Raw genomic sequence first — 24,621 nt, 5'->3', positions numbered from 1 at the left:
AGACTGGGATCATGACCGCAGCAGCCCCGCACCACCCGGTGCACCCCTCCGTCGCCGAGCGACTGAGCGCTGCTGGGCTCCGTTCGACCGCCCCTCGTCGCGCTGTCCTCGACATGCTCGCCACTGGCGGCCACATGGACGCCAGTGCGGTCTACGAGCAGCTGCGGGAAACACTGCCCGGCACCTCACTGCAGGCGGTATACGGCGTACTCAGCGCGCTCACTGACGCGGATCTGGTGCGCAAGATCACCCCCGACGGGGGCCCGGCCCGCTACGAAGCTCGCGTGGGAGATAACCACCACCACCTCATTTGCCGCGACTGCGGCGTCATCGAGGATGTGCCGTGCGTCGTCGGCTCCGCGCCGTGCCTCGAGCCAGCCGATCATCTCGGTTTCACCATTGACGTCGCCGAGGTCGTGTTCCGCGGGCGCTGCGCCGCATGCTCAGCCGCGCAGTCTGACGCTGCCTAACCCCCGGCGCACGGTACCGACACCTCACAAGCCACCCCACCACCCATCCGAAGAAAGAGGCGCTATGTCTGACATCAAGCCCACTACCACCCAGACGGGTACTCCGGTTGCGAGCGATGAGTTCTCGCTGACCGTTGGCACCGACGGCCCCACGGTGCTGCACGACCGCTACCTGGTTGAGAAGCTCGCTTCGTTCAACCGTGAGCGCGTGCCGGAGCGCAACCCTCACGCAAAGGGCGGCGGCGCGTTCGGCGAGTTCGTCGTCACCGAGGACGTCTCGAAGTACACCCGTGCCGCGGTGTTCCAGCCCGGTGCGAAGTCGGAGACGCTGATCCGCTTCTCCTCCGTTGCCGGCGAGCAGGGCTCCCCCGACACCTGGCGCGATGTGCGCGGCTTCTCGCTGCGCTTCTACACGACCGAGGGCAACCTCGACATCGTGGGCAACAACACCCCCACCTTCTTCATCCGCGACGGCATCAAGTTCCCCGACTTCATCCACTCGCAGAAGCGCCTCGGCGATTCGGGACTGCGCGACGCAGACATGCAGTGGGATTTCTGGACGCTGTCGCCTGAGTCTGCACACCAGGTCACCTACCTCATGGGCGACCGCGGCCTCTCGAAGAGCTGGCGCCACCTGAACGGCTACGGCTCGCACACCTACCAGTGGATCAACGCTGAGGGTGAGCGTTTCTGGGTGAAGTACCACTTCATTTCCCAGCAGGGCGTGGAGCACATGTCGGCTGACGAAGCTGAGAAGATCGCCGGCAGCGATGCAGACTTCTACCGCCGCGATCTCTTCGACGCGATTGCGCGCGAGGAGTACCCGTCGTGGGACGTGCACGTGCAGATCATGCCGTACGAGGACGCGAAGACGTACCGTTTCAACCCCTTCGATCTCACGAAGACCTGGCCCAAGGCGGACTACCCCCGCATCAAGGTCGGCACCTTCACGCTGAACCGCAACCCCGAGAACTTCTTCGCGCAGATCGAGCAAGCTGCGTTCTCGCCCGGCAACCAGGTTCCCGGCACCGGCATCTCGCCCGACAAGATGCTCATGGCGCGCGTGTTCTCGTACGCGGACGCACACCGCTACCGGATCGGCACGAACTTCAACGAGCTCCCCGTGAACCAGCCGCACGCGGCTGAGGTGAACAACTACATGCACGAGGGCAACATGCGCTACCACTTCAACAGCGCACAGCACCGCACCTACACGCCGAACTCCTACGGCGCAGCAGGCGGCCCCGTGGCGGATCCGCTGGCGGGCGTCGAGGGCAGCTGGGAGTCGGACGGCGAGCTCGTGCGCAGCGCGTACGCGCTCCGTTCCGAGGACGACGACTTCGGCCAGGCCGGCACGCTCTACCGTGACGTGTTCTCGGCAGAGTCGAAGGCCACCTTCCACGATGTGCTGAACGGCCAGGCCCACGCCATCACCGTGCCCGAGATCCGTGAGCGTTTCTTCCAGTACTGGACGAACGTTGACGCCGAGCTCGGCCAGATCCTGCGGGATCGCTTCGCTGCGTAAGCACACGCCGCACGCACTCGCAGTCGCGTACCTCGCGTAAATCACGCTGCGAGAGAACAGGTGGGAGGTCGCCCCGAATGGGGCGGCCTCCCACCGTCGTTTCTGCCAGGATGAACACCATGACCACTCCGGAGCGCCCCCGCGTCACCCGCGAGTTGCTTGTTGTTCTTCCCACGTACAACGAGCGGGCAACACTTCCGGCGACGGTGGCGGGCATCCTCGCCCACCTGCCGGCCGCGAACATCCTGATCATCGACGACGGCAGCCCAGACGGCACGGGCCGGCTCGCAGCCGAGCTGTCGGTGGACCCGCGCGTCACCGTGCGGCATCGCAAAGGCAAGCAGGGGCTCGGCACCGCGTATGCGCTGGGCTTCCAGATGGCGCTCGAGCGCGGCTACCGCTTCGTGGCCGAGATGGACTCCGACGGTTCCCACCTCCCGGTCGAGCTGCCTCGCCTGCTCGAGACCGCGCGCAAGGGGTACGGCCTCGTCATCGGCGCACGCTGGATCCGTGGTGGCCGCATCGTGAACTGGCCGTGGGCCAGGCGCGCGATCTCGCGCACCGGGACCCGTGTGGCGCGCACTTCGCTCCGCTCACAGCTGCACGACCTGACCAGCGGCTTCCGCGTGCTCGACACCGAATGGCTCGCCCGCCTCGACTTCAGCAAGCTCGACTCGCAGGGCTATGCCTTCCAGGTGGAAACAGCATGGACGCTTGAGCGAATGGGCTGCCCCATCGCGGAGGTGCCCATCACCTTCGTTGAGCGCACCGCCGGCTCATCGAAAATGAGCCCAGCAATTGTCTGGGAGGCGCTTCGCAACGTGCTCCGTTGGGGCTGGCGGCTTCGCGCGGACGAGCGACGAGCACGGGCGGGGCGTCGGCTCTAGGCCGTCGCCCCGCCCGCATCTCGCGTTTCAGCGGCGGCGCATTACCCCACGGTGCGCTTTCGTCGGCGGAGGATCAGCGCCCCTGCCCCCAGCAGCAGGAGCACGGCCGCGCCACCCAGCAGGCCTGAGCCTGCGCCCGTGACCACCAGCCCGCCTCCGGTCTGTGCGTACTCGTTCGTCACCCGCACAGTCGTGGGGAGCGCCGTGCCGTCGCCGTCCGGGCCGCGGAGAGCCACCAACACCGCATCGTCGGCCGGATCCTCATCGCTGAGCGCGGAGGTGGCCAGGTCCACGGTGGTGCGCTTGGCTCCCGCAGGATCCGGCTCGGTCACGGCGCAGCGGCTGCCCGCGGGAAGCTCCGTGATCTGCGCTGGCGTTCCCGGCGCGACGCTCGTGAGGGCGTCGTGATCAGTCACGGTCTTCTGTTCCCCACCGATCGTCAGCTCGCGCGTGCAGCTTGCGCGAATGTCGAAGGTTGCGGGGACCCGCGATTCACCAGCTCCGGCGCCCGTGACCCGCTTCTCGAGCTCGAGCGTTCCCGGCTCGAAGACGTTGATCATCTCGACGATCACTTCCTCATTCGGCAGGATCGTGACGGTTCGGTCGGGCGCCGCCACATGCGCGCCGCCCGATTCCGTCTCGCGCACGGTGCACTCTGCACCGCTCGGGATCCCGGTGACACTTCCCGAGGTCTGGTGCGCCCCAGGCGCGAAGCTCAGCCCGAGGGTGCTCTGCTCGCCCAGCGAGATTGCGTGTCCGCCGAGCGTGCACTCGATGCCGAACGCCACATCACCTGACACGGTGCTCGCGCTCGGCGCCTCGACCGTCTTGAGGATCGTCAACGCGCCGCCCGCCACAAACTCGTTCATAAAGTGGACGGGGGTGATGCCAGCCCGCACGGTGGGAACGTCGGCGGCACGATCAGCGGAGAGCTCCACTGCCTCGCCGTCAACTTCGGCGCTCACCTGTGTGGCACCACGGTGCTCAGTTTCGGTTGCGGTGCAATTCGCGCCGACGGGGATACCGCCCACAACGGTGCGCTCGGTTGCCCGCAGCGAGACCGTTCCCATCGAGCGGGTCTCCCCGCCGAAGGAGCAACTGAGCGCCACATCGAAGGTCGCGGCGTCCGGGAGCAGGCTCGCGGCGTTGCCGGTCACGTCGACCCCCAGCTCAACCTCCGCCTCGGCGAAGCTGTTCGTGATCGCGAGCGTGTTGTCCGCAGCGTCGAGCACGAGTTCCACTCCGTCGGCCGGGGCGACCACCGTGCTGTAGCCCGTGGGCGCTGGCGTCGAGAACGCCGAACCGTACTGCCCTGGTGCGGTGGCGGGCTGCGGCTCGTACCGCATATCCGTCACAACACAGTTTCCACCGACTGGCATCGAGGAAAGCGTGATCGGAGCAATGTTCTCCCCGGGGAATGTAACGTCCCTCACGAGCGCCGTCGCTGGATCTCTCCCTGGCACCGTGCAGCTCACGGTCGCGGTATATTCCTTGTCCGTGATGTGCCAGCTCGTCGCGGGCCCATCTTCGAGCGCAAGCGTGACGGTCAGCGCGGTGTCTTCCCAGCGAGCGCCTGACCTCGGCGACTCCGCTGCCGGCAGCCAATGGCTCACCGCGCTGGGGCGCGCGCTCACAGCAACCGTGTTCCACGCCATCAGCGGGGTGCCTTCGAGCGCCTCGTCGCGTTCCTCCGGCACGTTGACCTGGAACTCGACAATCACGTACTCGCCGCCGCGAAGCTTGTCGCCGGTGAACGCAATGTCAGCGCCCAGCGCGCGGCTTCGTGCGTCACCCGTGTTCGACCAGACGGAGGACGAGCCGTTCTCGCAGCCCAGCGTGTCTGGGCCAGAATATGCGTCCGGCTTCAAGACGCACGGGTCAGCGTTCGCGGAATAACGGAATTCGCCTCCGCTGATCGCTGCATCGCCTCGAGCGCCCAGCTCGGTCGCGGTGTCGCCAGTCAGAAGCCTGGCCGAACCGGGAACGTAGCTCGGCTGCCACGCCGATCCTCGTGCGCTGTCCAGCACCGTCCCGGTGTCACCAATGCCAGGAATCTTGTCGACGAAACGCAGCTCGCTCAGATCCATGTTGCCCGAGTTGATGAGCTTCAACCGGTAAGTGAGCGTGCTCCCCACCGTGGTCTTCGCGACGCAGGGGTTGCGCACCCAGGTGCCGTCGCTCCAGTCGGAGATCGTGCTGGCGTCGCAGCCCTTTCGGTCGATCGTGTCCCATCCGCCGTGCGTCGCGTCGATGTACGACTCTGCACGCACAGAGTCATTGCGCAGTGTCGTCGCAAAGGCCTCCGAGACACACTCTCGGGCGCTTGCGTCGGGAGCCGCACAGGCGGATGGCACTGCCGCTCCTGCAATCCCAGCGCCGACAATCCGCGCGACGTTGCGTACGCTCGCGCCCGCCGCGACGCCGTCGCCCATCTGGAGCGGCACCTGGATCACGATGCGCTCGCCTGGCCGGAGCACCCAATCCTCAGGGGCCGTCCAGCGTATCTGCTGCTCATCATTCACCGTCTCTACGACGAACTTCAGGTCATCAGTTACATCTTCTGGGCTCGCGCCCAGACGATAGATCTGAGCAGCCCACTTCGCACCGTCGTTGACGGCGTTGTACGCGAGCGTGTCGGGCAGTACGTCCGTCCCCGAGACTCCGTACAGGTTGCTCGTTGCGGCCGCGCGGTTCTCGAGCACAACGGTGAAGTTCACCCAACTGCCCGGGTTGGCGGTGGTTGTCGTCACCCCGGTGTTGCGATCGGCGTCGTAGCTGGTGTACTTCTTCACCAGCGGCTGGGGCACACCCGGCTGAATTGTGGCGTTCGCGTTCGCGTTGTCCACCTTCGAGCGGGGTGCGTCGAAGCTCCCAATAAACGAGACCCCGGCAGCGGTGAGCCCCGACTGCCAGCTCTGCGCGTTCTCGGGCAGCTGGGTCGCGGGAGCGAGCTCCTGCGGGTCACTGCGCAAGTGCGTTCGCAGAACGGTGTCGATGTTAAGGGCTCCCTGCGCGCCACGGATGATGCGCTGGTTCAGGCCATCCGCGCCAACGAACTGCACACGGAACCCCGTCACCTCGTTCCAGGCGTGCGGTCCGGCGCCACTCTGCGGCAACACAATCCGGTTCTGCGCGCCGAGGCTCGCCGCTCCCCAGACGCCCGCCTCATCGCGCACCCACACCTCTGCGCTGAGCGCTCCCATGGGGAAGCTCAGGTTCGCCCCCACTGCGTCGAACGCATCGAACGCGGAGCCCGGAGCGATCTCAAAGCCCGCGGGATCTCCGTCCGGCCATGTTCCGCCCAGCAACGCGGAGTCCGTTGCCAAGCGCAACGCGCTGACATCGAGGTTGCCCGTGTTTCTGATCGTTGCGGTCCACCGCTTCTGCGGGCTCGTTGCCTGCGCGGTATCGCGATAGATCGCGGTACTCGGCGCGGTCACGCCGATCTCAACCGCACTCTTTTCAACGTCCACCATGATCTCGGCGAAGCGCCACGCGGGCTGCTTCCCCAGTTCGGCTGCCGTCGCCTGACGAGCCGTGAGTGCCTCGAAGCGGCCGGAGACCGTGGGCGCGATCTGCGCCATCTGATCAACTGTCGCGCCCTCGACCTGTACCGCACCATCGATCTGCACGGTGTTGCTCTCGGTCGCGCCAGACAGGCACTGGGGCACACCCGCGTCAAACTGATAGTTGAACCCGGTGCGCAGCGTGTCGCGGAGCGTCAGGTCGAAGCTGATGGAGCCGCTTGTCCCGCCGCTCGTGCGGTGTACGCCGATGAACTTGCCGGCTTCCGCCCACTCGACTGAGACACTGACGATGTCCGCCCACTCGAGCTCACTCGGGTTGAGATCCTCGAACGGCGTGTCCACCGGTGCGACCACGCTCTCGGTGGCACCATTCGCGTCGGTGTACACGATACGACCGTCGATCCGAGGACCCTTCTCACCAGGCTTGATCTTTGCGGCGTTCTCGGTTGGCCAGTCGAAGTCGCTCACTCCCGCGAAGTCGTTGATTGCGAAGGGATTGCGATCTCGTTCAGCAACGCACTCGTCAACACCAGGCGCCGGCGCGGGCCGGGCCCCTCCCACGCTTGCGGAGAGCTGGTCGAGGCCAACCCCGATGCTGCCGGGCTGCTCCCACTGGTTCCAGGCGTCGACTTTCTCAACGCCGAGCGCCGTGCGGTTCTGCGCGTCGAGCGTGATCCGCGACGGGGTCTCGTTCTGTGCCACGAGGTACCCATCCACCGGCTTCCCTGCCTGGTTGAGACCGCGCCAGGAGACCGCAACATCGGTGAACAATTCGGTCGCCTCAAACACGCCAAACGGGACCGAGCTCGACGTCGTGTGCGTTGTGGTTCCCGCCGCGTCCTTCGACAGGATGGAGGCGGTGTTGCGGTATGTCGTGCCGCTGTTCGAGCCGGTCACCCGCTCACTCGGATCGGAGAGGAAGGTATCGCGCAGCGACATGTCGAGGGTGGCGGAGAACGCACCGAAGCGCTGCAGCGGCTCGTCCGTATCCGCGCGTGTGACGGCGATTTCGACGCCACCGACGCGGGCCATTTCGCCGGTCGCCCAGTCGCGATCCCAATCAATCTCGCGCTCAATCCTCTGGAACGCGAGGTAGCCTTCGCTCTGCGAGTCGCTGATCTCGTCCGCTGTCAGGGTCCTCGTCGCCCCGCCCTCAAGCGTCAGCTCCGTACTGGGCGCCACCGTGCCCACGGGGCCGATCGCGGCACCGGAGACGTCGACAAAGCGGAAGGTGAGCTGCTGGTCGGGCCCCAGGCGGGCACCCCGCACCCCGGTGAGGGCGAATACGTCGAGGGCTTCCTTCGCGCCGCCGCGGTCCGTCAACACGGTCCGCACGGTGTCCGCGGAGCCGGGCACACCGGAGAGCACGAACGCGGTCTTCGGCTGCTGGCCGGCGATGCCTGAGCGTGCGGCGTCCGCCGTGTAGTGCTTGTACATCGCCGCGCGGAGCAGGTCCACCAGGAAGAGGGAGTCAGCGCCATCCGCAAAGTCGCCGTTCTTGCCGGTCGTCACTCGGGCAACGTTGCCCACCGCGAGCAGACCCGGGGTTTCTGGGGCGCCGATGGTGTCCGGCGACACCTTGGCGCCGCCCACCATTTGCGTGTCACGGAACTTCACCGTCGAGCCGTCCGCGCTCGCGCAGCGCACGTTGGTCGGGAATGTCGCCGCTCCCTCGGGGGTGATCACCGTCTCGATGCCCACAATCAGCTCGGGATCGATGCTCTCCTCGTACGCCACCTTCGTGACCTTGGTGGGGTCGTTTGCGCGGTCAACAACCCACACGTTGTGGCTCGTTTCGCTTGCGACTGGCTTCTCGTCAGGAGCCTTTCCGGTGGTGCACACCGCAGGATCGTCCGAGAACGAGGTCACACGAATAGTGTTGAAGGGGCTGCTCTTGAGCCCGGAGAGCTTGGGCTCCTGCTGCGGATCCTGAATCCGCAGTTCGCGTGCGCCCGTTGCTTCGCTGGCGTCTTCCTTCGCGCTCGTCGACGCGACGAAGCGCAGCTTGTGGTCCGCGAAGTCCTGCGGGTCTCGCTCGGGATCGTACAGATCCCCCGCGTGTGCGATACCTGTCAGCGGGTACACCGTTTGATCGCTGCCGTCCTCGTTGCCGAACCGCTTGCCGAGCTTCACGGTGATCTGCGGCTTCACGAGCCGGAGCGTGGCCTGAATTGTGGTCTCGGAGATCTTCGCGCCGGTCGCGGTCTCCGCAACGATATTGGCAATCGCACCGACCGTGGTCTCCCCGCTCCCGCTCGCGGGGGGCACGATCTCGGCGCCCGTGTTGCGCAGGTGGGTGCGGAGCGTGCTCGAGAGCTCGATGCCGCCTGCGCAGCTTGCGGTCTCCTCGCAGGCGCCCGAGATGACCGACCCGTCGGCCGCGGTGAACACGACGATGATGCCGCTCACCTGCGCGAGCGCGGGAAGCTCGTCATCGGGCACGGGCGCATCCGTCTCGGGTCCGGGAGCGGGCGTCCATGCACCCGCGGAGCCAGTCACATTCTGCACCGCGCCCGGAGTCTTGTCGTTCCCGTAGAGATACTGGATCGTTGCCGCGGTCGCGCCCGCGGGGAAGCGCAGCCGCGGCGCACTCGTGAGTTCCTGGTAGTCGAAGTAGCGGCTGTTCAGCGCTGGCAGTGAGATCGAGAGGTTCTTGAGGCCAGGGATGCCCGAGTTCCACGACTCCACCGTGAGCGTCGAGGGCTCTGCCGATCCGTAGACGCTCGTCGATTCACCGGAATCCGTCTTCCAGCTGACATCGTGCTGAATCGAGGGCAGCACGGCCTCAACCGTAATCGCCGCAGCGAGCTCCTTCGTGACCGATGGGACACCGCCCGCAGCCGGACGGTCGACCGAGTCCGTCACATCAGCTGCGAGGTGAATGGCACGCGAGTTCGTCCCCTCGAGGACGATCCGGTTGCCGGAGCGGTCCGTCGACCTGAGCGTGTACTCGGCCGTGAGCGACACAGTGCGCCCGCCGGCATCAGCCATGTCACGCCCGGGAACGCCGCGCAGCGCCACGTCGTAGCCGACGACGTTCGCGGCAACAGGCACGACGAGCTCGCCCTGAGGGATCGTGGTTTCGCTGGTGCTGCCGTCCGCGTGTGTGAAAACGACCTTGGCACCCCCGGGATTCGCACTGAGGCTCAATGCAGCGAGATCAAAGGCCTCCGAAACAGGAAGGGACGTGCCCGCGGGCGGCTGCGTGCCTGGAACCCGGAACCGCAGCGTGCTGGGCGCATTCGCCTCGGCAGTGCCGCTGAACGTCGCGATCGCGCGGGCGTCGTTCCCCGTGGTCTCCTCGGTCACAGCACTTCGGTTCCAGCTCGCGCTCGCGTTCTCCAGCCCGGCGCGCTCGTACGCGCGCAGCGTGACGGTCACATCGCTCGTGATGGCGTCCTCTGCAACCCCGCCCGGGATGAGCGTGCCGGTCGCCGTGAGTCGTGTTCCGTCAAGCCCGGCGTCCACCATCGTGTCGATCTGTGCGGGCAGGAACGCGATGGCGGTGCTGCCGAGCTTGTCCCACACGAGCGTGAGCACCGTGCTCCCGTTCGGGCCAGGCACCACGCTCTCGACGCGGGAGCCCGTGGGGGCGTTGAATCCCCCTTCAACGAAGTTCACCGGGGCGGGGAAGGTGACGGTCAACGCCACCGGGCCACAGCCGTCCGGGTCAGGACAACCGACGCTCGCCACGTATGTGAAGTCGTCTCCCGCGTTCACCTCGGTGACCGGTGCGCCACTCGCCAGATCCACGGTCGATAGCGCGAACGTCACCGGCGGGGCCGCGACGGCAGCGGGTGCACCAAGCGCCCCGAGCCCCGCGATCAACGCTCCGACGAGCAGCGCGGCCAGTGTTCCTCTGCCGCGATTCACACCGCTTCGAACTGATTTCTTGCGCACCTGGTGTCCTCCCCAAGGCCCGCTACAGCGCCCCCATGAGAACACACCATTCTCGCGCAGCAAGCTAGATACATAGCAAGCTACCAAGAAAAAACAAAAAACTACAGGGGCTACAGCAATCCTTCATGCCGAAGACATACGAAAGCCCCGAGGACTCCCTGAATCCTCGGGGCTTTCATCTCGATCCCGGCCTCGCGGGATGCCCGGCTATGCCTCCGCGAGGCTAATCACGCCGTAGTTCCATCCCTTGCGCCGGTAGACCACGCTCGGGCGGCCCGAGCCGTGCTCCACGAACAGGAAAAAGTCGTGGCCGACAAGCTCCATCTGGTCGACTGCATCCTCGACCGACAGACGCTCCGCGGGGAACTCCTTGCTGCGGATCACTACGGGCGTGTACTGCTCCTCGCCCGAGTCCGAGGCCACGGGGATCTCGCCCGTCGCTACCGACTCGAGCACCTCGAGCGGGGCGGGCGTGACGTCGATCATGCCGAAGTCGTTCGCCGCGGCATCCCCGAGCGAGGTGCGGCCGCGACCACGACGGTCGTGGCGACGATCCTTCATCCGCCGAATGCGTTCCAGGATCCGACCGTAGGCGATATCGAAGGCGGTGTACTTGTCGGCGCCGGCCGACTCCGCACGGATCACCGGCCCCGGGCCGATCAGCGTGAGCTCCACCTGATCGCCGTTCTGGGGGCTGCGGTCGCTCTGTCGCGAGACACGCACTTCGAACGATTGAGCCTTGGGCAGCAGCCCAGCCACCTTGTCAGTCTTCGACTCGACATACTGCTCGAATCGATCGGTAATCCCAACATTCTTGCCGCGGATGTTCACGTCCATGGTGACCTCCCAGGTGACTCAGGCGGGTGGGCCAGTGCGGCGCACCGCTACGCCTTTCTCGAACTCTACTCCACTCGCCAGCGCCGCTGCCACCCTCATCTGATTTGCGCTCCCAGTACCTGTTCAGCACGCGATTCAGCAACACACAGCACGGCGATCGCGACGACCCGGGAGCCCGCTGATTCACAGGCATCGCGGGCCGCAAGGAGCGTCGCGCCGGTGGTCATGACGTCGTCAACGAGCACCACCTCACGCCCGCCGAGGCCCGGGCGTGCCGCATGCCGAACCGCGATCATCCGCGCATTTCGCGCCCGCTCACGCGGTGACAAACCGACCTGGCCGCGGCGCCCCCGCGTCGTGCGGAGCGCTCGCCTCACCTGCCCTCGCATCGCCTGTCCACGGCGCGCGTGTGCGAGGAGAAGTTCGACGGGTCGGTACCCTCGCTCGCGGAAGCGCGCCGGCGTGGAGGGCACCGGCACGAGCACGGGCGGCGCAGTGTCCGTGCACTCAGCGACGGCTCGCGCGAGCGGTTCACGCAGCTGTGCGCCCAGAAGAGCGGCGCCTCGGGCACGGCCGCCGTTCTTGTAGGCGAGAAGGAGCGCGCGGAGCGGCCCGGCGTAGAGTCCGCGCGCATACGCCGGGATCCCGATCTCGACACGTAGCGGCGGGGTGGGCACGTGGATCTCAGCCACACAGTCGTCACAGAACTCGCGGTCGGGAGCCCCGCATGCGAGGCACTCGGTCGGCCACACAAGAGCCAGTAGATCCAAGGCGAGCTCGCGGAGCAGGTGAGGCAGGGGCATGGCTCCAGTTTCCCCGGCTACCGCGCGCTCACCAGCTTCACCCACGAACTGGGGATCCGTGACGCTGCGCTCCTGCGTCGCCAACCCTGTGAGCGGGGCTCACCCCCGCTTCGCGAGGATCTCGATGTCGTCGTCAACCCGCTGCCAGCCGCTCCCCTGCGGTGCATACAGCGAGCCGTCAGCACTCAACACACGGAGATAGTTCTTTCCGCCGCCACCGCTCACCTTGACCCCGTTCTGCACCGAAGTCTGCTCGGAGCTGATCGCGCCAATTCCACCGAGGCTAATCTTCCCCGCGGTGCCGACACGGGTGAGCGCCGCAAAGCGGAGCTGCCCCACCCAATCGAGATCAAGCGGTGCACCAGACACCCACAGCGTCGTCTCGGCCTCCGCAGTGGTGCGCACCGGCACACCAGCCGCGTCACGCACGATCCCGCCCATCAACACGGCGCTCTCGTCGCCGTCCTCAACGAGCGCCGCGATCCTGCTGCCGTCGGGGGACACACGGACCGCAACAACGGTGCGCCCAGCGAGCCAGGGAGCCGCGATGCCCACCGCGACACCCTCGGCGTTCGTCGCGAGCAACTGCTCCGGGTGCGCCGCAGACGCCGTCCAGATGTACCCGAGCGGATCGAAGCTGGGTTCGAGGAGCTTCGGTCGGGTGTCGATCAGCGTCGCCCCGTTCTCGTCGACACGACTCACCCCACCCGGATGTCGCACCGCGGCAGCCCGCTCGTCGAGCGCAAGGGTCACTGCGCTCGGGTCGAGTTCGTGAATCAACGGGCCGAACTGTGGCGTCTCCGTCAGTTCGCCGGCAACTAGTGCACCGAACTGGTCGTCGATCATCACGGCGGGAGTGCTCGGCACGCTCACCATGCGTGGCGCGTTCGCTTCGTCACCGACATTCGAGCGGAGCGGGGTGCCGTCGACGAGCAGCTCAAACCCGGTGACGCCCGGCACCGTCTGCAGACTCGACTTGAGCTGCTGGCGCAGCTCAGCAAGTGCGGCCGGCTGCGCCTCCATGAGCTGGTTCGTGAGATCAATGCGCGCGGATCCGTCGACCACCGGCACCGAGCTCTTCGCCAGCGCGGTCCCGGATGGGAAGCCGCTGCGCAGCACCTCGCGCATTCCCTCACTCGGCCCCTCGAGCAGCGCCCCAACGATCTCGGTGGTGAGCGAGCTGCGGGTGAGGAACCAGCGCGTCTCGGGCACCAACAGGTTACCGGCGCCGATGTAGTAGAGCTGGTGCGGCGACCAAATAGTCGAGAACATCGTGGAGTCGAGAATGATCCCGTTCGGGGCCGAAGAGATGCGCCACTCGGCGCCGACTCGCTCGAACTCGAACCGCATCTCGAGGCTCGGCCCCGGGCCGACGGGCAGCATCTCGCCAGCGGCGTCGACCTTCGCGGACACGGCAAGCGACAGCACGCCCGCGGTGTCGCCATCTGCGCGGTAGGGGCGGCTCCCCCCGTCGATCAGTACGCCCGAATTGGGATCCCACTGGCCCGCGTACTTCGTGGTGAGGAACTCACGCGCTGTCGCGTACTCATCCGCGGAAGAGGTCGCCGCGAGCACAAAGCCGCGCACCAGGTCCTCCTGACTCGCCCCGGTCACGGGCCCCGGCGGCTTGTACTGGTACACCTGGTCCGCCTGCTTGAGGTCGGTGAGCCCGACCTCAACGGGGCCGGCTGTGGGAATCGCCACGCACCCGGCGAGCGCGAGCGCCGCCGCGGTGACGAGCGCACCGCGCGCCCCGCGGCCCGCGCGTGTGCGCCGCGCCGCGCCGCGCAGTTTCCGATTCCCGCTCATCGGCGCTTGTCCTTCCTGATTCGGCGGCCGGGCCTCCGTAGCCAGCCACCTGTCGTCCCGATATCGCCCTCCGCCGCAGTGGCACCCTCCGGCACGAGCGGCAGCGGCGAGACGAAACTGGTCACGTGCTCGCCGCGCGGGAGCGTCAGGCGGAAGTTCGATCCCTCCCCCGGCTGCGACCATGCGTCGAGCAAGCCGCCGTGCACAGCGGCGTCTTCCTGGGCGATCGCGAGCCCCAGGCCAGTGCCGCCGAGCGTCCGCTTGCGTGAGGGGTCGGCGCGCCAGAACCGATCGAACACGTGCTCGGTCGCGTCCGCCGTCATGCCGATGCCCCAGTCACGCACCGCCACGGAGATCGCCGATGCGTTCGAGTCAATCGTCACGAGGATCGGCTGGCCCTCACCATGCTCAATGGCGTTGCCCACCAGGTTCGAGACGATGCGTCGGATCCGGCGCGGGTCAACCTCGACCGGAGCGTATCCACCGAGCGCGCGCACCTCGATCTGGCTGTCGGACAGCGTCTGCAGCCCATCGACCACCTCACCGACCAGCGCAACGAGGTTGGTGGGCTCGGTCTCGAGCGTCACTCTGCCGGCGTCGTAGCGCGAGATTTCAAGGAGATCGCCGAGCAACAGTTCGAAGCGCTCCACCTGCGTGCCGAGCACCTCGACCGCGCGCTGCTGCCCGGGCTCGAGGCCTTCGGCGTTCCCCTGGATCACCTGGCTCGCGAGCCGAATCGTGGTGAGCGGGGTGCGCAGCTCGTGCGACACATCCGAGACGAAGCGCTGCTGCATCTCCGAGAGATGATCAAGCTCGCGGATGCGGGCCTGCAGCGTGTCGGCCATGTCGTTGAAGCCTTCGGAGAGCACATCGAAGTGCTCATCATTCTGGAGCGGCATGCGCGCATCGCTCTCACCCGCGGCCAGCCGCCTGCTCGTGTCGGCCGCCGCCCGCAGCGGACGGAACACGATGCGCGACATGATCCACACCAGGATGCCGATGAACGCCATCATCGCCGCAGCGGTGATGAGCAGCGTGCGCAGCACAAAACTCAGCGTGTTCTGCGTATCGCCGAGGTTGTAGCCGATGAACAGGTCGTAGGTGCCGGCCCCCGCGGGAAAGACCAGTCGCGAGGCGACGAGAATGCCCGGCGCACTCGAGCCGTCCTCCTCCACAAACGTAACCGGCTGGTAGTACTGCGGCTCGGTGCCCGAAGCGACGGCTTCCGACAGCTCGGCGCTCACGGATTCGATGAGCAGGTTCTTCGAGGTGATCGCGGGCGGCGCGTCCGGGTTCGGCGCTTGGCCCGGTTCTCGCCGCAGGTAGACGAGCTGGCTCGACGAGGCGTCCTGCACCGTGCGGCGCACTGAGCCGGCAAGCAGCGACAGCGATCCGCCGTCGGAGGCGTCGGAGGCGTCGATGAGCCGCTGCGCCGCAAGCGTGGCGCGCGCAGAGTCCTGCAGCGCCTGATCTCGACGCGAGGAGTAGAGGTCGCCGCTGATGCTCGTGAGGAGGAAGACTCCGGCTACGAGCACCATGAAGCCCGTCACGAGGCCCGTGATCGTCATGGTGCGCACCATGAGCGACCGCCGCCAGCGCGCACGGAACGGCCCGAACACCGGCTGCGTGAATCGCACCCAGCGCAGGTGGAGGCGCCGCAGCGCGATCCCAAGCCGAGAGCGGCGGGCTGCCACGCGGCTACTCCGGGGAGGAGCCGGCGCGATACCCGACGCCACGCACCGTGGTCACGATGGTCGGGTGATCGGGATCCTGCTCAATCTTTGCCCGCAGCCGCTGCACATGCACGTTCACGAGGCGGGTGTCAGCCTTGTACTGGTACCCCCACACTTTCTCGAGCAGCACCTCACGCGTGAACACCTGCTGCGGCTTCCGCGCGAGGATGGCGAGCAGGTCAAACTCGAGCGGGGTGAGCGGAATCACCTGGCTGCCGCGGCGCACCTCGTGGGCGGCAACGTCAATCGTCAGGTCGCCGATGCGCAGCGTCTCCGTTGCCTCCTGCTGCGGCTCGCGCAGGCGTGCGCGAATCCGCGCGATGAGCTCGACGGGGTTGAACGGTTTCACCACGTAGTCGTCGGCGCCGGCTTCGAGGCCGCGCACCACGTCGCGGGTGTCCGTGCGCGCGGTCAGCATGATGATCGGGGTGCCCGACTCCGCGCGGATCTTCTCTGCCACCTCGATGCCGTCGAGGCCCGGGAGCATGACGTCGAGCAGCACGAGATCGGGGCGCATCTCACGGAACTTCTCGACCGCTTCAGCCCCGTCCACCGAGAACTCCGTCTCGAAGCCCTCGCCCTGCAGCACCATGCCCAGCATTTCGGCAAGCGCCCGGTCGTCGTCTACCACCAAGATGCGCGCACTCATGGTCCCATTATGACTGGCTCGGGCGAGGAATACGTGTGACGCGGGCCATTCCGCGTCGGATCAGGCAAAGCTTGGACACTCTCCGGGAGGCCGGCCCTGCTGCCAGCGCCCTCAAACGCCGCGCAACTCAGTAGTGGTCGAAGCGGCCGGGCAGTACTTCCCACGGCTCGCGGCCCAGATACTCAGACACCGCAAGATGCACGCAGTGCTCAACAAAGTACCGGCGGTGCTCGTCGTCGTTCACGTGGAGACCACGTGCGCGCTGGATCGGCATCCGGAAGAGCATGATGGTGCGGGCCTTCCGGTCGATGGCATAGAGCAGCGGATGGCGGCTCTCGCCGCGGCCGCTCGGAGCGGTCTGAAACCCAATACGCACCCCGTCGAGCTCTGCGGGGAAGTGCTGCTGCAGGAGCTGCACCGCACCGCGGGCATCGGCTTCAAATCGCGGAACCCTGCCCGAGACATCAGGCAGGTGCGGCCCCACGAGCGCCGACCGGATCGGTCGTCGCCCGTGCCGACGAGAAACCCTGCTGCGCTGGGCACGCTGACGACCGAACATGCCCCCAGTCTAGGCCCCCGCTACCGGGTGTAGACGGTCAGCTCACCTTCGCGCGGGTCTGGCGCAAGCACCGGGTATCCCGCGATGTCGGCGTCCTTCAGGTAGCGCACGCCAGCGGCGATGGGCGCCGAGGATTCGAGCATCGCGTCAGACGGAGCCGAAACAGCAACCGCGGCGCCCGCGGGAACCGTCTCGGTGCTCGGCTTCCCCTTCCCACTCGCTGCCGTGATCTGCACCGTCGCAGCCTCCGTGCCGGAGTTGACGAGCACCAGTTTGCCCCCGGACACGACGGGCGCGGCCACCGGCTCGCCCGCTGCCATTTCTGTGGCGGGGACGAACCACTCGTAGTCGTGTTCGCGGCCCTTCGTCGCAGAACCGAGCACGCTCGCGAGCACCGGCGCGTCTGCCTCGATGACCACGGCGTTCGCGTTCGTTGGCCACGTCGTGATGCTCAGCTCGCCCACTGCGCTCGGCAGGAGCTTCAGCTCACCCAGGTCGGTGCTGCCACCCTTCGCGTCGATGGCGCGTGCGCGGAGCGTCGTCTCCGTGCCCCCGGGTGCGAGCGCACGAATGAGCACGGGGTAGTCGTCGCCCTCGCCGGAGTCGCTCGGCCCGCGCTCGTGATCGCTCTCGTTCGCCACACCGGGGATCACCAGCCGCTTGGCGGGCTCCACCTGGCGGCCCACGGAGGACACCCCGTACGCGTCAAGGCCCAGCCGGTGTGCAATGCCGAGGCTCGCTGTCACCGGTGCACCGGTGCTCACCACGCGCACCGCGAAGCGATCCCGATCTGGAGCGTAGCCGTTCAGCGAGATGGTCTGCTCGGTTCCCGGAGCGATGAGCACGCCCGCGGTCTGCACCGCATCGACGGCGCCGTTCTCGTCGTGCACGGAAATCTCGACGGTCGCGGGCACGCCGCCCGGGTTGCCCAGGCTGAGCGTCGTAGAGACGCCCAGGCTGCTGCCGCCGCCAAGCAGCCACTGCTCGTTCAGCGGTTCGGCGCACGCGCTCGCTGTGGCGCCACGAAGCTGCTCACCGTTCACGGCCTGCACCTGCGCTGCCGCGAGCGGCTGCGCGATGGGGGCCGTGATCACCGAGGGGAGGCCCTGGCCGCCCTCGCTGCGCTGCAGGCTCGCGGTGCCAGCAGCCTCGCCGGAGACCGTCACCGAGGGCGAGCCGATGGGGATCGCGGCCCCAGGACGCGCCTCGTCGGCGCCCAGCACGGAGAACGCGCCGGCGCACACGAGCGTGCGGTTCGTGTTCTGGGTCGTGTCGACAACGAGGGGCTGCGGGGCGCGCGTCACTTCGGGAAGCGTCACGCTCCCGAGGGCGACCACCGCGGCGCCCGCGGCAGCGGCCACGAGCAGACCGGTGAGCGCGCGGGCGCCGCCACGCAGCATGCGGGTGCGGTCACTCATCGTGCGTCTCCGTTCGTCGCGGTGTCTGTGTCGGTATCGGTCGCGGCCTCGCTTGGAGTCGCCGCATCCGTGTCGGTGCCAGAAACCGCGCCGGCGTCGGAACTCGTGTCGACGTCCGTGTCGACGATCTCGACGTTCTCGACGTCCTCCGCTTCTGGCGCTTCCTGCGCAGTCTCAGGCTCTTCAGGCTCTTCAGGCGCTTCCGGCGCAGCCTCCGGCTCTTCCGGCGCCGCCGCGGAGCTCTCCGCTACTGGTTCCACTTCCGATTCCGATTCCGCTGACGCTTCGGGCTCGGCAACCGGCTCGGCCGACTCAGCCACCGGCTCCGCGGGAACGACCGGGGTCACCGTCACCTGACTCCCGCGCTTCCGACGCTTCGGCCGCTTCCGACGCTCGGGGCGGTACGTCACCTCACCGGTGGGCAGAGCGAGCAGCAAGACACCCAGCAAGACGACCAGCTGCACCACCCAGATGGTGCTGCCCGTCAGCGTCGTGCCGTCCACGCGCTTTGCGGCATCGCCAGGATCCGCATCCTCGGTCTCCGGCTCCGCCACGCGCCACAGCAGACCCTGCTCCGTCTGTCCTGCGTTCACGAGCGCCGGGTGCTGATCGAACAGCCGCTGCAGCTCGGCGCGCTCAACATCGCTTCCCGAGCTCGGCAGCAGCACGAACCCCACACCGGCGTCGCGCAGCGACCCGGTGAGGTCGGGGCCACCCACGCTCGCGAGTCCCCCCACGAGCTCCGCGATCTGCCGGTCAGTGTTGTTCACCTCGGGAATGCGCTCGACGCTGCGCACGCGGTCAAGCCGCTCTCCCGCTCCAGTTACCACCTGCGCACGCACGGCGTGCGAGGCCTCGGCGGTGATCACGAGGGTGCGCACGCCCGGCTGCGTCTCCCCGGCGGCCTGCACAAGCGCGGGCATCTGCGTGGTTGCGGGGCCGAACGGCACGCGTCCGAGGAAGAGCTGCGCGCTCACCGGCACCACCGCAAGGATCGCGGTGACGAGTGCGACCGCAACCACGGGGGCCGCGCCCTTGCGGAGTGTCGACGCCCCCACCGATGCGAGGCTCAGCACGGCGAGCCAGTACACGGCGAGACCGGACCCGGTCCAGAGCGCAACGCTGGTGTCGCCTACAACGGTGAGCTGCAGCTGCGCCGCACCAATGGCGGTGAGCATGCCCAGCCCGCCGAGCAGCGAGCTGAAGAGCGTCACCGCGACGCGACCGGTGAAGAGGCCGAGTACCGCGAGCAGCGCGATCGGCAGCATGAGCACACCAACGAGCAGCGTCGCCGGCGGGCCGCCGAGGCCGATCGCGTCGAGGATGCCCGCCCAACCCGCAAGCCCGAACTCCGGGAAGCCGAGCAGCATGTGCCACGGCGTACCCGGCTCAAACGGCAGCACGATGCCGGGATCGAGCAGAATGTCGAGCGGTCGCCCACTCGTGATGCCCACGACGATCTTTGGCGCAAAGAGCACGAGCGGCACAAGCGCGGTCGTGAGGACGCGCGCGGCACCGCGCAACGTCGTGAAGAGCCCAATGATGAGCAGCAGCACCGCGGCCGGGATCAGCACGGGAGCCGCGGCAAGTGCGACGCCGGCGAGCAGCGACGCGGTTCCAGCCCAGCTCCAGGACTCGCGGCAGCGCGTGGCGGCGAGCAGCAGCCACGGCAGCGTGATCGTGAGCACGAGCGTGGGCAGTCGGCCCGAATCGAGCGATCCGAGCAGCACCGGGCTGAGCGCGAAGCCGAGCGCGGTGAGCGCGCGGCCGGCCTTCGACTCGGTGAGCTGCGCCGCCCAGATCCAGGCGCCCAGCGCGGTGAGCGGAACCGCCGCAATGACCAGCAGCACGATCGCGTGCGAGGGGTTCCAGAACGTCAGCGTGCCGAGCAGCGCGAGCACCCACGTGAACGGATCGGCGGGCACGCCGTCGAGCGAACGAGTGTTCCACCACAGCTGATCGAGTGAGCTGAGTGGCGCGAGTCCCCCACCGGCGAGGCTCGTCTGCGGGAACGCCCACCAGGCAAGCGCAGCCGTCGCAACCAACGCAGCGACGAGCACCGCGAGTCCACCGGAGGAAATGAAATGCAGTTCGCGGCGCTGCATCCCCGTACTCGCGAGAATCGCCTCGCGGTCGATCATGCGCGCGGTGCGCACACTCTTCGGGTCGATGCGCAGGGGCCGGATCGCAGCCCACCCCGCGGTGTTGTTCCGCTTGATGCGCCGTCGCGACGCAATGATCGCGTGCGGCCTGAAGAACACACTGAAGGCGGCAACGAACTCGCCCAGCATGTTGCCGGGCTGCTCCCGAATGAGGGACCACACGACGCGCAGCACCGCGAGCACGGGCAGGCCGAGCCAGGCGAGGAACGCGAGCGGCGCGCGGGCGTAGGCGATCCGGCGGTGCAGGTGTGCGGTGCGGGCCTGGCGGTGCGCCTGGCGCAGCACCGATCGCTTCCGATCGATGCGGGGGCCCGCGACGCCGCTCTGCGCGAAGCGCACGCGAGACTCGGGCGCCACCTCGACACGGTGACCCGCGAGGCGGGCACGTACACAGAAATCGAGACCGTCGTCATACACCGGCAGCGCGGGATCGAACCCGCCGAGCTGCTCCCACACGTCGCGACGCACGAGCATCCCGACCGGGCCCACGCCCAGCACGTCCTGCAGGTGGTCGTACTGCTGCTGATCGAGCTCCTGCCGCCGGAGCGTCCAGCGGGAGCCGTAGCGAGTGAGACTCTGCCCCAGCTCGATGATGCGCTCGGGTCGATCCCAGTCCACAAGCTTGGGGCCAGCAACGGCGACCGAGGGTGCGCGCTGCACGGCGCGGAGAATGAGTGCGAGCGCCTCAGGCTCAGGGCACGAGTCCTCGCTGAGCAACCAGAGCCACTCGCTCACTTCGGGGTCGTCCACGGACTCCACGGCCTGCGCGCCGTGCGCGACGGCCTGTCCGAAGGAGACGCGGTTGCCAATGCCGATGACGCGTTCCGCGCCGCTCGCCATGAGCTGTGACCCCACCCCATCCGAGCCGCCGTTGTTCACGGCGATGATGGCCGCGGGCGCGACCGATTGAGCCGCGATGCCGGCGATGGTCTGGTCGAGCCATTCGCCACCCTGCTGGGCGACGAGAATGGCCGTTACTCTCGTGCGCATATCGCGCCCAGTCTAGGCTGCTCCGCGGCGTGAAAGATGGAGCCGCACCGCGTGGCCCGGCATCCGAGTGTTAGATCGCCTCGCGGCGGAGGCGACGGCGCTCGCGCTCAGAGAGGCCACCCCAGATACCGAAACGCTCGTCGTTCTGCAGCGCGTAGTCGAGGCACTCAGAGCGCACCTCGCAGCTCTCACAGATGCGCTTCGCCTCGCGCGTCGAGCCGCCCTTCTCGGGGAAGAAGGCCTCAGGGTCCGTCTGCGCGCAGAGCGCGTCGCTCTGCCAGGCGAGGGCCTCGTCTTCCTCGCGCACACCCGGCACTCCGAGGAATACGGGATCGACGAACCAATTACCGGGGACCGGAGTCTGCGGTGTTTCGTTCACTTGTCGCCCCTTTCCTGCCAGTACCGCGTGTCGCGGCGGGAACGCCGGGACAATGCATTAATTACACCGTTGTGATTCGCGCAAGTCAAGCCGGAAAGTGTAAACCCTCAAGTCCAACTTGAAGTTCATTGACACGCGAGCGTGTCTCAGTCGCGATCTCACCGGGCGTGTCCAGGGCGCCGGAGCCTGCACGATGCGCGCTGCCTCAGCCCCAAATCACGAGCATGCGGTACGTCATAACCGCCGCCGAGAGGTGCACCACCGCAAGCACGAGGTTGGCCCAGCGAGTCCGATCCACGAGCGCCCAGAACCCCGCGCCGAGCGGCAAAAGGAATGCGACAATCAGGTACATCCAAAACTCAAGCGGGTCCCCCGCCGCGGTGTTCCCCGAGAACGGCGCCGCGATCGAGATGATGATCTGCACGAGGAGCATGAGCGCCACGACGAGGGTGGCTCCCATCGTGAAGTCGTTGGGACCCCGTTTGCGGAGCGCCTCAACGAGGCACAGCCCCGCGCCCACCAGCGCAACAGCGATCAGCGCGATCGCGTACCCGAGAATCATTCGCCGCTCCCGCCCTTCACCCCGTCCGGGGTGGGGAAGTTCGTGGCCACGAACGTGCGGCCACCCTTCACCACGACGAGCCCGATGAGCCGCCCGTCCGGGGCGAGCGCAGCAGCGAGCTTCGCGTCGTGCTCCTCACCCACCGTCACGCGCTTTCCGTGCCCCAGATCGACAGCCTGCTGCGCGTCGAGCTGCAGCGTCGGGAAGAGTGTCGTGGCAACCGTCGCGGGATCGAGGATCCGCACGTTCTCCCCGGCAACCAGCTGCTCGATTGTGCCGGCGTCGGCGACGTCGAAGGGGCCAACCGCGTCACGGCGCAGGGCGGTCAGGTGCCCGCCGAGCCCAAGCGCTGCGCCCAGATCCCGAGCGAGCGCACGAATGTACGTCCCCGTCGAGCAGCGCACGGTCGCATCGATATCGATCACCGGAGCGCCCTCGGCGGTCTCCGCCGCGCGTGGCTCGCCAATGTCAAAGGCGTGGATCGTCACGGGGCGCTGCTTCAGCTCGACCGTCTCGCCCGCGCGCACACGGTCATACGCGCGCTGTCCGTCCACCTTGATCGCGCTCACCGCACTCGGCGACTGCAAAATGTCGCCCGTGAGCTCGCGCACGGCTGCCGCAATTCGATCGGGATCCGCAAGTACGGCTGCCACGTCAGCGGCGTTCGCGACCGCGGTCGTGTCGCCCTCGCGGTCGTCGGTCACCGTTGTGACGCCCAGGCGGATCGTGGTGCGGTACGTCTTATCGAGCCCCACGAGGTGCGTGAGCAGCCGGGTCGCGGGGCCCGCGCCGAGCACCAGAAGCCCGGTGGCCATGGGGTCAAGCGTGCCCGCGTGGCCCACCTTGCGCGTGCCGAGCGCGCGGCGCGACTTCGCCACCGCGTCGTGGCTCGTCCACCCCTCGGACTTGTCGAGCAGCAGAATCCCGCCGTGCGCGGGCAACAAAACGGAAGCAGAAGTCACCCCTCCAGCCTACTGCGCGCGAATGTCATCAATTCGGCTGATGCCCCGCGCCGCAAGGCAGGCGAGGCTGGAGGTATGAAGAAACCTCTGCAGCATCTCCTCGTCTCCGCGTTCGTCTACGCCGGGCTCGGCGTCGCCGCCGGCGTGTTCTTTCGCGAGTTCACCAAGCTCAACGATTTCCCGGAGGGCGCGTTCACGCAGCTCGGGGTCGCGCACACGCACCTCTTGGCGCTGGGCTTCTTCCCGTTCCTCATCCTCCTCGGGCTCGAGCGGGTCTTCACCTTCTCCTCGTCGAAGCGCGCATTTGGCTGGTTCCTCGGCCTCTACCACGCCGGTGTCATCATCACCTCGGCGATGCTCATCGTGCACGGCACGATGACGGTGCTCGATGAGCCCGTGTCCGCGGCCATCTCTGGCATCGCGGGGCTCGGCCACATCGCCATCACGGGTGGCATCATCGCCCTCTTCGTCGCGCTCCGCGCCGCCGTGCGCCGCACTGAGGTTCCCGCCACGGCATAAACCGTAGACTGGTGCGAATGGACACCACGGGGATCGCGCCGGCCGTGAACGCCTGGTACGCGCGGAACGCACGCGAGCTGCCGTGGCGCGAGCCGGCCGCGACCCCGTGGTCCATCCTCGTCTCCGAGTTCATGCTGCAGCAGACGCAGGTCGATCGAGTGCTCCCCCGCTGGACGGACTGGCTGGAGCGGTGGCCCACACCGTCCGCCCTCGCGGCCGCAGAACCCGGCGAAGCAGTGCGCGCGTGGGATCGGCTTGGCTACCCCCGCCGGGCACTGTGGCTCCACCGCGCCGCCGTTGAGATCGCCGAGCAGCACGGAGATGCCGTACCGGCGGACGTCGATCAGCTCCTCGCGCTCACCGGGATCGGGCCGTACACCGCTCGCGCGGTCTCGGTCTTCGCCTTCGGCGAGCACCACCCGGTCGTCGATACGAACACCCGCAGAGTCATCGCCCGTGCCGTGCACGGACGGGCCGCGGCGGGGATGCCCGCGGCGCGCGACCTCGAGGACATGGCAGCGCTCCTACCCGCGGAGCCAGCCGCGGCAGCGACGTTCAACGCGGCAGCGATGGAGCTCGGTGCCATCGTCTGCACCGCCCGAGCACCGCGCTGCGACGAGTGCCCGATCGCCGCACTCTGCGAGTGGCGGGGCGCTGGCTACCCGGACAATGCTCCAACGAAGCGGCCCAAGCAGGCACGCTTCGAAGGCAGCGATCGCCAGGCGCGCGGCCGCGTCCTCGCGCTCCTTCGGAAATCCGCGGGAGCGGTGTCCCGCGCCGCCGCGCTGCACGCGGCGAGCGACGATCCCGAGCAAGCCGAGCGCGCGGTCACCACACTTCTTGCCGACGGTCTCGTGCAGGAGGAAACTGCGATCAACGACGGCGAGACGGGCGCAGTCGTCCCCGCGCTCCGCCTCCCCTAACCGAGCC

The 24,621-nt window shown here is 67.8% G+C and carries 17 protein-coding genes; 5 read left to right on the top strand and 12 right to left on the bottom strand.

Annotated elements, in window-relative coordinates; all coding sequences use genetic code 11:
• Positions 1-11: 11 nt before the first annotated feature.
• From D3226_RS02570 to D3226_RS02560, 3 genes are all read left to right on the top strand, one after another.
• On the top strand, positions 12-470 hold the full coding sequence (locus D3226_RS02570; RefSeq protein ID WP_202380846.1) for a Fur family transcriptional regulator: 459 nt from the start codon (positions 12-14) through the stop codon (positions 468-470).
• Positions 471-534: 64 nt separating this feature from the next.
• The gene (locus D3226_RS02565) at positions 535-1,995 is read left to right on the top strand and encodes a catalase (RefSeq protein ID WP_202380845.1); all 1,461 of its coding nucleotides are present in this window, start codon (positions 535-537) and stop codon (positions 1,993-1,995) included.
• Between the two features lie 119 nt (positions 1,996-2,114).
• A complete protein-coding gene (locus D3226_RS02560) occupies positions 2,115-2,882 on the top strand; it encodes a polyprenol monophosphomannose synthase (RefSeq protein ID WP_202380844.1) in 768 nt (255 codons plus the stop codon).
• A 41-nt stretch (positions 2,883-2,923) separates the two neighbouring features.
• On the opposite strand, the gene D3226_RS02555 is transcribed toward D3226_RS02560, so the two are convergent.
• The 12 genes from D3226_RS02555 to truB form a co-directional block, all read right to left on the bottom strand.
• Positions 2,924-10,282: a DUF5979 domain-containing protein gene (locus D3226_RS02555; protein ID WP_202380843.1), complete on the bottom strand. Its 7,359-nt coding sequence runs from the start codon at positions 10,280-10,282 to the stop codon at positions 2,924-2,926.
• A gap of 234 nt (positions 10,283-10,516) precedes the next feature.
• The gene (hpf, locus tag D3226_RS02550) at positions 10,517-11,146 is read right to left on the bottom strand and encodes a ribosome hibernation-promoting factor, HPF/YfiA family (protein WP_202380842.1); all 630 of its coding nucleotides are present in this window, start codon (positions 11,144-11,146) and stop codon (positions 10,517-10,519) included.
• A 95-nt stretch (positions 11,147-11,241) separates the two neighbouring features.
• Entirely contained in the window at positions 11,242-11,949 is a 708-nt protein-coding gene (locus D3226_RS02545; protein WP_202380841.1) for a ComF family protein, read from the bottom strand.
• Positions 11,950-12,048: 99 nt separating this feature from the next.
• Positions 12,049-13,758 carry an LpqB family beta-propeller domain-containing protein gene (locus D3226_RS02540; protein WP_202380840.1) on the bottom strand — a complete coding sequence of 570 codons (1,710 nt, stop codon included), beginning with the start codon at positions 13,756-13,758 and terminating at the stop codon, positions 12,049-12,051.
• The gene (mtrB, locus tag D3226_RS02535; protein WP_202380839.1) at positions 13,755-15,452 is read right to left on the bottom strand and encodes an MtrAB system histidine kinase MtrB; all 1,698 of its coding nucleotides are present in this window, start codon (positions 15,450-15,452) and stop codon (positions 13,755-13,757) included. The genes D3226_RS02540 and mtrB overlap by 4 nt, the downstream gene beginning before the upstream one ends.
• Positions 15,453-15,456: 4 nt before the next feature.
• A complete protein-coding gene (gene mtrA / locus D3226_RS02530) occupies positions 15,457-16,140 on the bottom strand; it encodes an MtrAB system response regulator MtrA (protein ID WP_202380838.1) in 684 nt (227 codons plus the stop codon).
• A gap of 127 nt (positions 16,141-16,267) precedes the next feature.
• The gene (locus tag D3226_RS02525) at positions 16,268-16,699 is read right to left on the bottom strand and encodes a hypothetical protein (protein WP_202380837.1); all 432 of its coding nucleotides are present in this window, start codon (positions 16,697-16,699) and stop codon (positions 16,268-16,270) included.
• 20 nt (positions 16,700-16,719) lie between these two features.
• Positions 16,720-18,117, bottom strand: a complete 1,398-nt coding sequence (locus D3226_RS02520; RefSeq protein ID WP_202380836.1) for a DUF5719 family protein — start codon at positions 18,115-18,117, stop codon at positions 16,720-16,722.
• Positions 18,114-21,269, bottom strand: a complete 3,156-nt coding sequence (locus D3226_RS02515; RefSeq protein ID WP_202380835.1) for a glycosyltransferase family 2 protein — start codon at positions 21,267-21,269, stop codon at positions 18,114-18,116. The genes D3226_RS02520 and D3226_RS02515 overlap by 4 nt, the downstream gene beginning before the upstream one ends.
• 70 nt (positions 21,270-21,339) lie before the next feature.
• A complete protein-coding gene (locus D3226_RS02510; RefSeq protein ID WP_025134760.1) occupies positions 21,340-21,648 on the bottom strand; it encodes a WhiB family transcriptional regulator in 309 nt (102 codons plus the stop codon).
• A 205-nt stretch (positions 21,649-21,853) separates the two neighbouring features.
• Positions 21,854-22,210 (bottom strand): hypothetical protein, encoded by a 357-nt coding sequence (locus D3226_RS02505; RefSeq protein ID WP_202380834.1) that lies wholly within the window; start codon positions 22,208-22,210, stop codon positions 21,854-21,856.
• Entirely contained in the window at positions 22,207-23,172 is a 966-nt protein-coding gene (gene truB / locus D3226_RS02500; RefSeq protein ID WP_337248875.1) for a tRNA pseudouridine(55) synthase TruB, read from the bottom strand. The genes D3226_RS02505 and truB overlap by 4 nt, the downstream gene beginning before the upstream one ends.
• Before the next feature lie 75 nt (positions 23,173-23,247).
• Between truB and D3226_RS02495 the strand changes: the two genes are divergently transcribed.
• On the top strand, positions 23,248-23,691 hold the full coding sequence (locus tag D3226_RS02495) for a DUF2871 domain-containing protein (protein WP_202380833.1): 444 nt from the start codon (positions 23,248-23,250) through the stop codon (positions 23,689-23,691).
• Positions 23,692-23,708: 17 nt separating this feature from the next.
• The gene (locus tag D3226_RS02490; protein ID WP_202380832.1) at positions 23,709-24,614 is read left to right on the top strand and encodes an A/G-specific adenine glycosylase; all 906 of its coding nucleotides are present in this window, start codon (positions 23,709-23,711) and stop codon (positions 24,612-24,614) included.
• The last annotated feature ends 7 nt before the right edge of the window (positions 24,615-24,621 follow it).

Origin of the sequence: Leucobacter chromiireducens subsp. chromiireducens (assembly GCF_016758255.1) — a bacterium.
Classification (GTDB): Bacteria; Actinomycetota; Actinomycetes; order Actinomycetales; family Microbacteriaceae; genus Leucobacter; species Leucobacter chromiireducens.
The sequence above is the reverse complement of the archived record's forward strand: the minus strand, read 5'-3'. Positions and strand labels throughout refer to the sequence as shown.

Coding starts and splice junctions, on each gene's coding strand:
- D3226_RS02520 (WP_202380836.1), bottom strand. CDS start 18,117: ATGAGTGACCGCACCCGCATGCTGCGTGGCGGCGCCCGCGCGCTCACC.
- D3226_RS02515 (WP_202380835.1), bottom strand. CDS start 21,269: ATGCGCACGAGAGTAACGGCCATTCTCGTCGCCCAGCAGGGTGGCGAA.
- D3226_RS02560 (WP_202380844.1), top strand. CDS start 2,115: ATGACCACTCCGGAGCGCCCCCGCGTCACCCGCGAGTTGCTTGTTGTT.
- D3226_RS02540 (WP_202380840.1), bottom strand. CDS start 13,758: ATGAGCGGGAATCGGAAACTGCGCGGCGCGGCGCGGCGCACACGCGCG.
- mtrA (WP_202380838.1), bottom strand. CDS start 16,140: ATGAGTGCGCGCATCTTGGTGGTAGACGACGACCGGGCGCTTGCCGAA.
- hpf (WP_202380842.1), bottom strand. CDS start 11,146: ATGGACGTGAACATCCGCGGCAAGAATGTTGGGATTACCGATCGATTC.
- D3226_RS02525 (WP_202380837.1), bottom strand. CDS start 16,699: ATGTTCGGTCGTCAGCGTGCCCAGCGCAGCAGGGTTTCTCGTCGGCAC.
- D3226_RS02505 (WP_202380834.1), bottom strand. CDS start 22,210: ATGATTCTCGGGTACGCGATCGCGCTGATCGCTGTTGCGCTGGTGGGC.
- D3226_RS02570 (WP_202380846.1), top strand. CDS start 12: ATGACCGCAGCAGCCCCGCACCACCCGGTGCACCCCTCCGTCGCCGAG.
- D3226_RS02495 (WP_202380833.1), top strand. CDS start 23,248: ATGAAGAAACCTCTGCAGCATCTCCTCGTCTCCGCGTTCGTCTACGCC.
- D3226_RS02565 (WP_202380845.1), top strand. CDS start 535: ATGTCTGACATCAAGCCCACTACCACCCAGACGGGTACTCCGGTTGCG.
- D3226_RS02490 (WP_202380832.1), top strand. CDS start 23,709: ATGGACACCACGGGGATCGCGCCGGCCGTGAACGCCTGGTACGCGCGG.
- D3226_RS02545 (WP_202380841.1), bottom strand. CDS start 11,949: ATGCCCCTGCCTCACCTGCTCCGCGAGCTCGCCTTGGATCTACTGGCT.